Origin of the sequence: Saccharopolyspora gloriosae, assembly GCF_014203325.1 — a bacterium.
Taxonomy (GTDB): Bacteria; Actinomycetota; Actinomycetes; order Mycobacteriales; family Pseudonocardiaceae; genus Saccharopolyspora_C; species Saccharopolyspora_C gloriosae.
On record NZ_JACHIV010000001.1, the window covers coordinates 6,412,363 to 6,424,837 of the forward strand.

Annotated in this window: 14 protein-coding genes; 6 read left to right on the plus strand and 8 right to left on the minus strand. The window is 69.9% G+C overall.

Annotated elements, in window-relative coordinates; translation table 11 throughout:
• Entirely contained in the window at positions 1-753 is a 753-nt protein-coding gene (locus BJ969_RS29870) for a DUF6474 family protein (protein ID WP_221315960.1), read from the plus strand.
• A 58-nt stretch (positions 754-811) separates the two neighbouring features.
• Here the strand turns inward: BJ969_RS29870 and BJ969_RS27870 are convergent, their stop codons facing one another.
• Genes BJ969_RS27870 through BJ969_RS27890 form a run of 5 tightly spaced genes read right to left on the minus strand, consistent with a single transcriptional unit; the run spans position 812 to position 6,098 of the window.
• On the minus strand, positions 812-1,822 hold the full coding sequence (locus tag BJ969_RS27870) for a glycine betaine ABC transporter substrate-binding protein (protein ID WP_184483921.1): 1,011 nt from the start codon (positions 1,820-1,822) through the stop codon (positions 812-814).
• Positions 1,819-2,586 (minus strand): ABC transporter permease, encoded by a 768-nt coding sequence (locus BJ969_RS27875; RefSeq protein ID WP_184483923.1) that lies wholly within the window; start codon positions 2,584-2,586, stop codon positions 1,819-1,821. Before BJ969_RS27875 ends, BJ969_RS27870 begins: the two co-directional genes overlap by 4 nt.
• Positions 2,583-3,794 (minus strand): ATP-binding cassette domain-containing protein, encoded by a 1,212-nt coding sequence (locus tag BJ969_RS27880; protein WP_184483925.1) that lies wholly within the window; start codon positions 3,792-3,794, stop codon positions 2,583-2,585. The genes BJ969_RS27875 and BJ969_RS27880 overlap by 4 nt, the downstream gene beginning before the upstream one ends.
• Positions 3,787-4,434, minus strand: a complete 648-nt coding sequence (locus BJ969_RS27885; protein WP_184483927.1) for an ABC transporter permease subunit — start codon at positions 4,432-4,434, stop codon at positions 3,787-3,789. Before BJ969_RS27885 ends, BJ969_RS27880 begins: the two co-directional genes overlap by 8 nt.
• A complete protein-coding gene (locus BJ969_RS27890; RefSeq protein WP_425503620.1) occupies positions 4,431-6,098 on the minus strand; it encodes a BCCT family transporter in 1,668 nt (555 codons plus the stop codon). The genes BJ969_RS27885 and BJ969_RS27890 overlap by 4 nt, the downstream gene beginning before the upstream one ends.
• Positions 6,099-6,377: 279 nt before the next feature.
• Here BJ969_RS27890 and BJ969_RS27895 point away from each other — a divergent pair, with 279 nt between their 5' ends.
• The 3 genes from BJ969_RS27895 (at position 6,378) to BJ969_RS27905 (ending at position 8,330) form a co-directional block, all read left to right on the plus strand.
• Positions 6,378-6,947 (plus strand): hypothetical protein, encoded by a 570-nt coding sequence (locus BJ969_RS27895; RefSeq protein ID WP_184483931.1) that lies wholly within the window; start codon positions 6,378-6,380, stop codon positions 6,945-6,947.
• Positions 6,948-7,062: 115 nt separating this feature from the next.
• Positions 7,063-7,812, plus strand: a complete 750-nt coding sequence (locus BJ969_RS27900; RefSeq protein ID WP_184483933.1) for a YcnI family copper-binding membrane protein — start codon at positions 7,063-7,065, stop codon at positions 7,810-7,812.
• A complete protein-coding gene (locus tag BJ969_RS27905) occupies positions 7,809-8,330 on the plus strand; it encodes a copper resistance CopC family protein (RefSeq protein ID WP_184483935.1) in 522 nt (173 codons plus the stop codon). The genes BJ969_RS27900 and BJ969_RS27905 overlap by 4 nt, the downstream gene beginning before the upstream one ends.
• A gap of 204 nt (positions 8,331-8,534) precedes the next feature.
• On the opposite strand, the gene BJ969_RS27910 is transcribed toward BJ969_RS27905, so the two are convergent.
• The 3 genes from BJ969_RS27910 to BJ969_RS27920 form a co-directional block, all read right to left on the minus strand.
• Positions 8,535-8,819, minus strand: coding sequence for a hypothetical protein (locus BJ969_RS27910; RefSeq protein WP_184483937.1), 285 nt, complete (start codon positions 8,817-8,819; stop codon positions 8,535-8,537).
• Positions 8,820-8,973: 154 nt separating this feature from the next.
• Positions 8,974-9,882: a phosphotransferase family protein gene (locus BJ969_RS27915; protein WP_184483939.1), complete on the minus strand. Its 909-nt coding sequence runs from the start codon at positions 9,880-9,882 to the stop codon at positions 8,974-8,976.
• Positions 9,883-9,970: 88 nt separating this feature from the next.
• Positions 9,971-11,341 (minus strand): helix-turn-helix domain-containing protein, encoded by a 1,371-nt coding sequence (locus tag BJ969_RS27920; protein ID WP_184483941.1) that lies wholly within the window; start codon positions 11,339-11,341, stop codon positions 9,971-9,973.
• Positions 11,342-11,561: 220 nt separating this feature from the next.
• Between BJ969_RS27920 and BJ969_RS27925 the strand changes: the two genes are divergently transcribed.
• Complete coding sequence (locus tag BJ969_RS27925; RefSeq protein ID WP_221317022.1) at positions 11,562-11,846, plus strand: hypothetical protein; 285 nt, start codon at positions 11,562-11,564, stop codon at positions 11,844-11,846.
• 13 nt (positions 11,847-11,859) lie between these two features.
• Positions 11,860-12,198: a hypothetical protein gene (locus BJ969_RS27930; RefSeq protein ID WP_184483943.1), complete on the plus strand. Its 339-nt coding sequence runs from the start codon at positions 11,860-11,862 to the stop codon at positions 12,196-12,198.
• The last annotated feature ends 277 nt before the right edge of the window (positions 12,199-12,475 follow it).

Below are 12,475 nucleotides of genomic sequence, written 5' to 3' on the forward strand. Positions count from 1 at the left end.
ATGACGCGAGGCACCGGCGAACCGGCCACCGCAGCACTGACCACGGAGATCCTGAGCACCGAACCGCTCAACGCCCGGACCGACGACTCCGGCGACGACGTGCGTTCGGCCGCGAAGCAGGTCAAGAAGGTGGCGAAGCTGGAGGCCAAGGCCGCCCACGAGCAGACCAAGACCGCCAAGGAGGGGACCAAGGCGGTCAAGCAGGAGGCCAAGGCGACCACCAAGACCGCCAAGCAGGAGGCGAAGTCCGCCGAGAAGGCCGCCAAGCGCGACGAGAAGGCCCGCAAGAAGGGCGAGCACGGCAGGTTCACGCCCGGCGACGCCCGCAAGGCCGTCGGCGTGGCCAAGATCCTCGGTCCGGCGCTGGCGCCCTACGCGTGGCAGGCGTTCACCGCCGCGCGGGACGGTTACGACCGGGCCCGCGCGCGGCGGCTCGGAGTGGCCATGGACGACCTGGGGCGGTTCACCGGGCGCGGTGCCGCGCTGCACGCCCGCATCGCCGGGGACGCCGAGGCGCTGCGCGAACTGCGGACCCGCACCGCGGGCCGCACCGCCGCCGAGACCTCGCTCGTCGAGAAGTTCGCCGACGAGGCCGAGGGCAGGCTCGGCCAGCTGGGCAGCGCGGTGCGAGCGGCCGAACGCATGCCGACGCCGCGCCGCCGCGCCGCGCACCGCGCCGTCGTCGGCGAACTCGACCGCATCGAGGACGACCTGCTGCACCGCCTCGGCATCCCGAGCACCGAGCAGCAGTAGCACCGACGCACGAGAACGGGCCGGTCACCACGCAGGTGACCGGCCCGTTCACGTCGGATCAAGCGGCGTCGGGCGCCGTCACGAAACCGTGCTCGACCATCCAGGCCCGGGCGACGTCGGCCGGGTCGCGCCCGTCCACGTCGACACCGGCGTTGAGGTCCAGCAGCTGCTGGTTGTCCAGCTTCGCCGAGATCGGCGCGAACACGGACTCCAGCTGCGGGTACCGCTCCAGCATCTCCACCCGCGTCGTCATCGCCAGGTTGTAGCGCGGGAAGAACTGCTTGTCGTCCTCCAGCACCTTCAGGTCCAGCGACTGGATCCGGCCGTCGGTGGTGAACACCTCGCCGAGGTTGCACGCCTTGCCGGTGGCCGTGGCCGAGTAGATGGGACCGGTGCTCAGCGTCTCCACCTTGCTCTGGTCCACCTGGAACCCGTAGGCCTCCGCCACGCCCGGCAGCCCGTCGTTGCGGCTGGCGAACTCGCTCTCCACGCAGAAGCTCAGCTCCTGCGGGTTCTGCTGGGCCACCCGCTTGAGGTCCGAGAGCTTCTCCACTCCCAGCCGGGCCGCGTTCTCCTGGTTCAGCGCGAACGCGTAGGTGTTGTCCGCCTTGAGCGACAACGCGAACCAGGTGACGCCGTTGGCCTCGATGTCGAGCTTGCGCACGGCGTCGTACTGGGCCCGCGCGTCCGGGATCGGATCGGTCTTGCCGTTGTAGCTGATCCAGGACGAGCCGGTGTACTCCCACAACAGGTCGATCTGCTTGCTGACCAGCGCGTTGCGGGCGCTGGCGGAACCCGTGATGTTGCTGAGGTCCCGCACCTCGGCACCGGCGGCGGACATCGCGAACTCCGCGATGTAGGCCAGCACGATCTGCTCGGTGAAGTCCTTGGAGCCGACCGTGAACGGCACGCCCTCCAGCTCCGGCACCGGCTTGATCGAACCGGGCCCGACCCGCAGCGGCACCGAGGAGCCCGAACTGAGCCCGCAGCCGGTGAGCGCGGCACCGGCCGCGGCGGCCGAGAAGAGCTTCAACGCGCCCCGGCGGGACAGCTGTGTTCCTCGCTTCATCGCAGCCCCTTCGGTGACAGGTAGCGCTCCGCCAGCCCGCCGCACCAGTCGACGAGCAGCGCCAGGGCCATGGCCAGCACCGCGCCGACGGACAGCACGGTCCAGTTGCTCAGCTTGTAGCCGGTGTCGATGAGCTCGCCGAGCCCGCCGGCGCCGACGAACCAGGCCAGCGTGGCGGTCCCGACCGCCAGCACCAGCGCGGTCCGCAGCCCGGCCAGGATGAACGGCACCGCCAACGGCAGTTCGATGCGCGTGAGCACGGAGAACCCGGACATGCCGATGCCGCGTCCCGCGTCGATCAGCGACCGGTCCACCTGCTGCAGACCCACCAGCGTGTTGCGCAGCACCGGCAGCAGCGCGTACACCGCGATCGGCAGCGTCGCGATCCAGAAGCCGGTGGTGCCGTTGGTGAGCAGGAAGAACAGCACCAGCAGACCCACCGACGGCGCCGCCTGGCCCATGTTGGCCAGACCGATGATCAGCGGGCTGACCCGCCGCGCCCAGGACCGGCTCAGCAGCATGCCCAGCGGCACCGCGACCAGCACCACGATCACCGCCACCGCCACGCTCATCAGCAGGTGCTGCCAGGTGAGCGTGAGCAGGGTCGAGGCGTTGACGTTGCGGCTGACGACGACGTCGTCGCCGCGGCTGAACGCGACCGCGAGCACCACCACGACCAGCACCAGCGCGACCAGGGGCTGCGCGAACAGCCGCAGCCGTTCCGCCGTGCGGGACCCCGAATCCGCGGAGTAGGAACCGCTCATGACGGGTCCCCCGCGGCCGAGGGCTCGTCCGCGTGGTCGTCGGCGTGCTCCTCGCGCAGGTCCTTGATCGTCGTCATCACGGTGTCGATGTCGACGACGCCGATGTACTCGCCGCGGGACCCGGTGACCACGGCGACGCCGTCGTCGTCGGTGAGGATCGCTTCCAGCGCGTCCTGCAGCGTCGAGGCGGGCGAGACGCTGTCCTCCACCGCACGACCCGCGCGGGCCAGCGAGGAGACCGCGCCGGCCTCGCGAGCGGTCGTCCAGCGCAACGGCCGCTTGCGGCCGTCCAGCACCAGGCCGATCGCACCGCGCCGGGTCCCGAGCCGTTCCTGCAGCGCGCTCGGCTGCTCGTCCACACCGGCGGTCGGCACCTGGCCGAGTTCGATCTCCCGCACCCGGCGCAGCGTGAGCTGCTTGAGCGCGGCACCGGCGCCGACGAATCCGGCCACGGTGTCGTCGGCCGGGTTGGCGAGGATCGCCTCGGGCGTGTCGTACTGCAGGATCTCGGAGCGCTGCCCGAGCACCGCGATGCGGTCGCCGAGCTTGACGGCCTCGTCGAAGTCGTGCGTGACGAACACGATCGTCTTGCCCAGGTCGGCCTGCAGGCGCATCAGCTCGTCCTGCAGCACGCCGCGGGTGATCGGGTCCACCGCGCCGAACGGCTCGTCCATCAGCAGCACCGGCGGGTCCGCGGCCAGCGCGCGGGCGACGCCGACGCGCTGCTGCTGACCACCGGAGAGCTGCCGCGGGTAGCGGCCCCGGTACTCGGCGGGGTCCAGGCCGACGAGGTCGAGCATCTCCTCGACGCGTTCCACGGTCCGCTGCTTGGTCCAGCCGACCAGGCCGGGCACCATGCCCACGTTCTCGCCCACCGTCATGTGGGGGAACAGCCCGGCCTGCTGGATCGAGTAGCCGATCTCGCGGCGCAACTTGTCCGGGTCGAGGCCAAGGACGTCCTGGCCACCGATGGTGATCCGGCCCGAGGTGGGCTCGATCAACCGGTTGATCATGCGCATGGTGGTGGTCTTGCCGCTGCCCGAAGGCCCGACGAGCACGACCGTCTCACCGGCGGGAATGGTCATCGTGACCGATTCGACCGCGGCCAGCTTCTGGCCCGGGTACCGCTTGGAGACCTCCTCCAGGCGAATTTCGACACCGTGTCCGCCCGCGCGGTCGGCGGTGTCGGGCTTGTTGTTCTCAGCCACGAATACCTCTCGAAGTCGTCAGGCGCCCGACCAGCACGAACACCGCGTCCAGCAGCAGCGCCAGCACGATCACGCCGAGCGTGCCCGCCAGCGCCATGTTCAGCGCGTTCGCGCTGCCCAGCCCGGACAGGCCGCTGAAGATCAGGTTCCCGAGGCCGGGTCCCTTGGCGTAGGCCGCGATGGCCGCGATGCCCATCAGCATCTGGGTGCTCACCCGCATGCCTGCGAGGATGCCGGGCCACGCCAGCGCCAGTTCGATCTTGGTCAGCACCCGGAACCGGTTCATGCCGATGCCGCGGGCGGCATCCAAGATCGGCTGGTCGACTGTAGACAACCCAACGATGGTGTTGCGGATGATCGGCAGCAGCGCGTACAGCACCAGCGTCACCACCGACGGCGCCACGCCCAGCCCCAGCAGGGGGATGAGCAGGCCGAACAGCGCGAACGAAGGAACCGTCAGCACTGCGCTGGACAAAGCGGTGGCCACCGCCGCCCCGGCGGGGCTGCGGTAGACCGCAACCCCGACCAGGACGCCGACGATGGTCGCCAGCACGATGCACTGCAGCACCATGCTGGCGTGCTGGTAGGAGTCCACCAGCAACTGCTGCCACCTGGAAGCGACGTAATCCAGGAAACTCACGAAGTGGTCGCTCCCGGCGTCGCCTTGTCCTTGCCCTCAGCGTCGTCGTCGGTTTCCTCAGCGGGAGTCGTGACGAGCTGGAATTCGCCGTCGTGCTCCTCGGTACCGGCGATGACGGCCTGCTCGAGGACCTCGGCACCCTTTTCGTCGCGCAACGTCATCTGGTCGCTGCGCAGGTCCTTGGTGAGGGCCACGCACAGCAGCACCATGACGATCGCGAACGGCAGCGCGCCGATGAACGTCAAGTTCTGGATGCCCGTCAAGGCATCCTCCTCGCCGCCGCCGATCACCAACATGATCGCGGCGACCGCACCGGTGGCGGCACCCCAGAAGATGACCACCCAGCGGCTCGGCTCGATCGAACCGCGCTGCGAGAGCGTGCCCATGACCACCGAGGCTGCGTCCGCACCGGACACGAAGAAGATCGCGACCAGGATCATCACCAGCACCGAGGTGATGACGGCCAGCGGCAGGTGCTCGAGGACGGTGAAGGTCTGCGCCTCCGCACCGCCGTCGGCGATGGCGGGGTCGACCTTCGCGGTGCTGATCGCGGCACCGCCGAAGATCGCGAACCAGACGAGGCTGACCACGCTGGGCACCAGCAGCACGCCGCCGATGAACTGGCGGATCGTGCGGCCACGGCTGATCCGGGCGATGAACATGCCGACGAAGGGCGTCCAGGAGATCCACCACGCCCAGTAGAAGACCGTCCAGGTACCCAGCCACTCGTGCATGTCCGCACCGCCGGTGGCACCGGCGCGCGAGGCCATCTCACCGAAGTCGCTCATGTACGAACCGAGCGAGGTCGGCAGCAGGTTCAGGATCAGCACCGTCGGGCCGGCCACGAACACGAAGAACGCCAGCAGCGCGGCGAGCACCATGTTGATGTTCGACAGCCACTGGATGCCCTTGGACACACCGGACACCGCCGAAGCGATGAAGCAGATGGTCAGGATGACGATGATCACCACGAGCAGCGTGGTGCTGGTGCTGCCGATCCAGCCCGCGGCCTCCATGCCCGCCTGGATCTGCAGCGTGCCCAGACCGAGCGAGGCGGCGGAGCCGAACAGCGTGGCGAACAGCGCCAGGATGTCGATCAGCTTGCCGATCGGCCCCTCGGCGTTGCGCTTGCCGATCAGCGGCAGGAACACGGCGCTGATCAGCTGCTTGCGGCCGCGCCGGAAGCTGCTGTAGGCGATCGCGAGACCGACCACCGCGTAGATCGCCCACGGGTGCAGGGTCCAGTGGAACAGCGAAGTCGCCATCGCCGTGCCCACTGCCTCGTCCGTACCGGCCTCGACGGTTCCCGGCGGCGGCGAAGTGAAGTGCGACAGCGGCTCGCTGATGCCGTAGAACATGAGCCCGATGCCCATGCCCGCGCTGAACATCATCGCGATCCAGGACACCGTCCTGAACTCCGGCTTCTCGCCGTCCTCGCCCAGCGGGATGCGTCCGTAGCGGCTGAACGCCAGGAACAGCGCGAAGATGACGAACCCGGTGGCCGCGAGCACGAAGCCCCAGCCGATGTTGGTGACCAGCCAGTCCAGCGCGGCCTTGGAGGTGTTGAGCAATGACTCCTGGCTCAGCGTTCCCCAGGCCACCAGGACGAACATGATGGCGGCGGTGACACCGAAGACGACCCAGTCGGTCCTCGGTTTACCGATGAACTCCGGTTGACCCGGTAGTTCCGTTGGGTGGCCCGATGAGCCACCTTCTCGTTGATCTGCTTCAGTCGACACAGGTTCCGGCGCCCTACTCGCGACGCCCCCTCCTCTCCGTACCTCACGTCACGACGGCCCGGAACACCTGTTCACCTGTCACTATCTGCTCGTGCAGGGGTGATTCCCGGCCGTCTGCAACCCATAAACCGTGACCCATTCGGCGGATCAAGGCAAGCTCACCTGCGCACAGCGTGGCCGAACCGACACCTAGACTGGACTTCCGTGGCGATCCGTTCCGCTCCTGCGCAAGGCGCTGGTCGCGCCCTGCGCGGCCTCGGCTTGACCGCCACCTCATCGTCACTATCGGTAGCCGCGCATGCGGCAGCCGGTGGTTCCACACCTGACCTCGGAACCACCATCGTGATCACCACCTTGTTGTCCGCCGCGGGTGTCGCGCTCGCCGATCGCAAGCGCGGGTTGAGCAGCATTGTAGGGGCAGTCGGCGCCGGACAGGTGGCCCTTCATTTATTTCTGCAGCTAGCAGGCTCACACCACGGCTCCATCGGGCAACCGGGGCTGCCCTTGGATCCCACGGCGATGACCCTGGGTCATGTGCTGACCGGGCTCCTGGTAGCGGTCCTGCTGCACCGCGCCGAGGATGCACTCTTTGTAATCGTTTCAACCGTACGACTGACTCTTACTAGTAGGACGCCCGAACCGCTACCGCCTGTGACGACACGCCCGGCGGTCTGCATCCCGGCCGAGTCGGTGCTCCTGATCGAACAGCTGATCCAGCGGCGGATCCACGGACTGCGGGGCCCTCCGGCGCAGTCGCCCCGGCCGCTCGGGTGACACCGAATTGGCGGCCGGATCGTTGCTCCCCCGTATCCGCGGTGCCCGATTCGCGCTTTTCGTTGTCCGCGTGTCGAATCGCACCGATCACGCCTTTCAGGAGTCACAGATCTCCATGTCGACATCTCGATCCGCCCTCCGATCCACCGCGGTCACCGCGGTGCTCGGATTCACCGCCCTCGCCGGCGCGGGCAGCGCCGCCGCGCACGTCAGCGCCGAACCGGAGCAGGCCGAGCAGGGCGGCCACGCCAAGATCGCGTTCCGGGTGCCCAACGAGCGCCCCGACGCGGGAACCGTCCGCGTGCACGTCTCGCTCCCGCTGGAGCACCCGCTGAGCTCGGTGCGCACCAAACCGCTGCCCGGCTGGACCGCGCAGGTGGAGAAGGTGCGGCTGGAGCGCCCGGTGGAGGTCGCGGGCGCCCAGGTCACCGAAGCCGTCGCCGGCATCACCTGGACCGCGCGCCCCGGCACCCGCATCGCCCCGGACCAGTTCGAGGAGTTCGAGGCGACCCTCGGCACCTTCCCGACCGGCACCGACGAACTGCTGCTACCCACCGAGCAGACCTACGACAGCGGTGAGGTCGTGCGCTGGGACCAGCCACCGGCGCCCGACGGCTCCGAACCGGAGCACCCGGCCCCGGCGCTGGCCCTGGTCGCGAGCGAAGGCGGCGGCCACGGCCACGGCACCTCCGCCGGCGGGGACGGCGAGCACGGCGGCGCGGAGCACGGCGAACCCGCCGCCGGCGGCGGAGACGACACGGCTCGCGTGCTCGGCGGCGCCGGACTGGCCGTCGGGGCGCTCGGACTCGGACTCGGAGCGGGCGCGCTGGTGCTCGCCCGCCGCGGCACCAGGGGGAACGCATGAGGCGGCTGCTCACGATCACCGCGTTGACGCTCACGGCGCTGCTCGGCGCGGCCGGACCGGCGCTGGCGCACAACACCCTGGTCGGCAGCGACCCGGCGGAGGGCGCCCGGCTGGCGACCGGGCCGAACGAGGTCCGGCTCACCTTCGACCAGCCGGTGCGCGCGGGCGAGGGCTACAACACGCTCAACGTCGTCGGCCCGGACGGCACCTACTGGACCGAAGGCGAGGTGCGGGTCGAGGGCACCTCGGTGGTCGCGCCGGTGCTGCCGCTCGGGCCCGCCGGGACCTACACCGTCGGCTACCGGGTGCTGTCCAACGACGGCCACCCCGTGCCCGGCAAGGTCACCTTCACGCTGACCGAACCGGGCGGCGGCACTCCGGCGCCGCCGCCTGCCGCGGACCAGGCCGAGTCCGACTCCGCGGGCGGCATGCCGATCTGGCCGTGGATCGCGGGCGCGGTCGTGCTGGTCGGGCTGGGGCTCGTGCTGGCCCTGCGGTTGGGCAGGCCGAAGAGCTGACCGCTCGGCGGAGGCGGGTCGCTGCCGCGGCGGCCCGCCCCGTCGTCGGCACGAGCGCGGCGTGGCACGTTCGGCGGTACACCGGGAACCGGCGCGAACTAGAGTCGATCGGTGTCGCCGAACGGCGCCCGACCGGTCTTCAGCCGGAACGAACTCAGCGGTCGTTTTTCCGCAGTGCGAAAACGGGGGCCTGTCGCCGAACGGTCATTCGCGCTCGGTGAGCTGCTGGACGGTGGGCGCCGACAGCGCCTCCAACCGACCCAGCGCGCCCTTGCCGCGCCGCTCCAACTCGCGCCGGCCGATCCAGCCGTAGGAGTAGTGCCGGTAGGCCTGGCTCAGCAGCACCAGTTCGGCGAGGTGGTCGACCGCGCGCCGCTGGGCCTCCCCCGTCAGCTGGGGGACGAGGCGGACTTCGGTGTTCACCACCTCGTCGAGCACCCGAGCCGAGTGCACGGCCTTCCGCCCGCGCCACGTGAGCTTGCGCCGCATTCGCGCGGCGTTCCTGGTAATCACGTCCATCCGGGCCCCCCGTGCCGCAGACACTCACACTTACGCATTACTGGTGACCTAGCTCGTCACCAAGAATCACCGATGTGGCCCCTACACGTCGATGAACTTCGCCCGATCGTACGCATAAACCCACTCACTTGTACGGCTCCCATCGTGCCGCCGTGTCGCCCTCGCGCATCGAGCGCAACCGGCTCCGCAGCTGATCGCGCACTCCGGGATTGCTGCGCAGGATCGGCAGCACGCTGACCGTGATCTTCAGTTCGCGCAGGTCGCGCAGCACCTGGAAGCCGGACCACGCCGTCACGTCGAAGCCGTAGACCTCCGAGAGCCGGTGGTACCGCTCGGCGGGGGCACCCAGCCGGAGCATCCCCACCGCCATCGGCGTCAGGTCCCACTCCGGTTGCCCCACGCACAGCGAGTCCAGATCGCACAGCAGCGGACCGTCCGGACCCGAGATCAGGTTCCCCAGGTGCGCGTCCCCGTGCACCACCGACGGCGGCAACGGGAAGTCCAGCGCTTCCAGCCGGCCCTCGACGTCGTCGCAGCGCTGCTCCAGGAACGCCCGGTCCGCCGCGTCCAGGTCCTCCGCGTCGGCCAGCCGCCTGCGCACGTCGGGCATCGGCCGCCACTCGGGCAGCGTCGAGGGCAGCGGCAGGTCGTGCACCTGCCGCAGCAACCGGCCCAGATCGGCCCCGTCCGGAGCGGGGCCCGCCTCCGGGACCGCCTGCCACAACGTCGCCAGGTGCCCGCCGGTGCGCACCGGCTGCGGCACCCCCGGCAGCAGCCGCACCGCGGGGACCTCGTGCTCCGCCAGCAGCCGCCCGGCCTCCACCACGTTCACCGCGCGGTACGAGAACGAGGGCGCGAGCACGATCCGGACGATCACCGGGTGCTCCCGCAGCAGGAACACGCCGTTGTTGACGAACCGCACCAGCCGAGCGCCGCGGGAGTCCAAGCCCGCGGCCGCACAGATCTCGGCCAGTGCCAAAGCCAGTTTCGGCCGCGTGTAGCGGCCCTCCGCGGAGCGCGTCCGCGAAGTCATCGAGGTCCTGCCCGGTCGTGCCGGTGCAGCGCACCGGGGAAACCCGGCCGCCGGGACCGCGATCCGCGCTGTCCGCCTCGCACTCGACTCACGCCTCGCGGAAGCGGCGGATCTCTTCGGACAGGTCGCGGGCATCGGAGTTCATCCGGTGCCGCCCGGCCTCCAGCTCCAGCGGCTTGAGGCGGTCGGAGACGCGCGCCGACTTGACCTTCTCGCCGATCTGCAGCGCCGACCGCCCGACCTTGATGCCCTCCTGCAGGTCACCGGCCCGGATGTGGTTGGTGGCCTGCAAGCTGAGCCCGAAGACGTGGGTGCGCTGCATGTCCGCGCCGTACGCCTCGTTGCACTTGATCGTCTCGGCGACCGCGAGCGGCGCGTAGCGATCCGGGTCGAACACGGCCAGCGCGTCGTGCGCCGAGCCGATCATCCCGTGCAGGTCGTTCTCGTTGAAGAACCGCACCCAGTCCGGCGCCTCGGCCACGTTCGCCCTGGCGAACTCGTCCTTGGTGCGCCCGACCATCTTCTGCACCTGTTCGGGCTTGTTGAGCATCCCGTAGGCCCAGGCCTCGTTCGCGCACAGCACGGCCACCGTTAACGAGGAACCGGACTCCTGCGCGGCGATCTGCCCCAGCTGGAACAGCTTCAGCGCCTCGTTCGGCTCCTGGTAGTGCAGGTAGACGCGGCCCATCCGGTACAGCACGCTGGCCACGAGGCTGTCGTCGTCGGCCTGCTTGGCGAACTCCAGCGCCTTGCCGAAGTGGCCGCGCGCAGGGTCGAGCAGACCGGTGTCGAAGGAGGTCCAGCCGGCCAGGCTGTGCATGTCCGCCAACGACACGTAGAGCTTTCGCTTGACCTGATCGGACGCGTTCGCGTCGAGCAGTTGCTGCGCCCAGGAAAGCTGGGCGACCACGGCGTCGCGGCAGGTGCCGCCGCCGTAGCGATAGTCCAGGTCACGCAGCGCCTTGGTGGCCGCCTGGATCTGCTGCACGTCGGTCATGCCGATGCGCATCGGAGCAGGCGTCTGCACGTTGCTCGGCACCCAAGTGCTCTCCTCCGCCCCGAAGACCGCGGCACCCATGGTCACCGCCGCCGCGTGGGACAGGAACTTCCGACGCTTCACCGACTCGTCCTCCTCAGCCTGGGGGCCGCTGTTCGTCTTCGCGACCCTCATTGCCGTCGCCCCGTCGTAGGCGAGGCCCATGTACCCCCTCGGTATCCCGAGGCCGTCGGCGATTCGGGCCAGCACGTCATAAGCCATGACCTGGCGGCCCTTCAGGATCTCCGAGACCTCGGACTGCGACTGGCCCGTCGATGCCGCGATCTGGCGCTGCGAAACCCCGATCCGGCGCAGTTGCCGGTAGATCTCGCTGACGTTCCGCGCCGCCAACGCGTCCCGCATCTCACGGCCGTCCCAGACGTCTCGTGTAACGGGCGAGCCGTTCGAACCGATGGTGTTCATTTAGACCCCCTCACACTCTGCACGGGCGTCGGTCGCAGAGTAAGGGCACTTCGACAAGCCGGTGAAGTGCGTATCGGCAGAGGTGATCGGCAGGGGTGAAGTCCGCCGACCGTTCGTCGTCGCCGTTGAGCCGGTCATCGCCTACCGGCTACCGCCCGCGATCGACGCGTTCCAATCTAGTCATCGGTAGCAACCGAGTACGGAGAGGAACCCGATCGGCATGGGCGGCATCGAGGAGTCCGGATCCCGGACCGGCGTGGAGGTCACCGCGCAAGCGGCGGTGCCCGGCCAGGCCGGGCCGAAGCCGGAATCCGCCGACCGACGCCGGTGGTGGCGGGTGCTGTGTCGCGACGTCGTGCACGTCCGCCGCTACCTCACCGTGCTGGTCAACCGGGACAGGGTGGTTCTCGTCGGACCGCCCGGCCGCACCGTGGTGCTGTCGACCGATGGAGTCGGCGAGTTGAGCAACGCATTACGGCGGGCCGCTGATCAGGCGAGAGAGTGACGGTGAGGTTGCGGTGGACGAGATATTGGGTCAGGTGCTGCGCAACGCGGTGTGGGAGCGGCTCGACGTGCTGAGCGAGCTGGCGAACCGCGCGGACGCCCCGTCCCTGCTGTCCGTGGCGCGTTCCGAACTCCCCCGGCTCACCGAGGGATGGCGAACGCTGCTGGCCGCGCACGACACCGACGACAAGGGCAACTGCATCGAGTGCTCGTCCCGTTGGCGACCGCGGAGCGCACCGTGCTCCGTGTGGCGCTCGGCTTACGAGCACCTGGTCGCGGGCGCCCTCGCCCCCCGTCCCGCACGGCACCAGCGCCCGGCGCACGAGCTGCGCCCGGCCGCGCCGGTGCCGTAGACCGGCGGTCTCGTTCTCGTCCGGGTCAGCATCACTCCCTCCCCGAACCGGACGGGTCGAGAACCGCCCCGGTGGCCGGCGAACCGTCGCCGTGCACCCCCGACCACGGCAGTGGTCGCCGGCCACCACGAACTTCCAATTCCACAGTGGACGTGCGGCGGGTCCCGGCGAGCTCCGGAGACCGCCGCCGCGCGCAGTCTTCCGCGGGCCGGTGCTGTAGAACTCCCCTCCCCCGACCGGTATCGGTCCGCGGATTCCAACGACCTCGGTCCCCTTC

Coding starts and splice junctions, on each gene's coding strand:
- BJ969_RS29870 (WP_221315960.1), top strand. CDS start 1: ATGACGCGAGGCACCGGCGAACCGGCCACCGCAGCACTGACCACGGAG.
- BJ969_RS27870 (WP_184483921.1), bottom strand. CDS start 1,822: ATGAAGCGAGGAACACAGCTGTCCCGCCGGGGCGCGTTGAAGCTCTTC.
- BJ969_RS27875 (WP_184483923.1), bottom strand. CDS start 2,586: ATGAGCGGTTCCTACTCCGCGGATTCGGGGTCCCGCACGGCGGAACGG.
- BJ969_RS27900 (WP_184483933.1), top strand. CDS start 7,063: ATGTCGACATCTCGATCCGCCCTCCGATCCACCGCGGTCACCGCGGTG.
- BJ969_RS27905 (WP_184483935.1), top strand. CDS start 7,809: ATGAGGCGGCTGCTCACGATCACCGCGTTGACGCTCACGGCGCTGCTC.
- BJ969_RS27910 (WP_184483937.1), bottom strand. CDS start 8,819: ATGCGGCGCAAGCTCACGTGGCGCGGGCGGAAGGCCGTGCACTCGGCT.
- BJ969_RS27915 (WP_184483939.1), bottom strand. CDS start 9,882: ATGACTTCGCGGACGCGCTCCGCGGAGGGCCGCTACACGCGGCCGAAA.
- BJ969_RS27920 (WP_184483941.1), bottom strand. CDS start 11,341: ATGAACACCATCGGTTCGAACGGCTCGCCCGTTACACGAGACGTCTGG.
- BJ969_RS27925 (WP_221317022.1), top strand. CDS start 11,562: ATGGGCGGCATCGAGGAGTCCGGATCCCGGACCGGCGTGGAGGTCACC.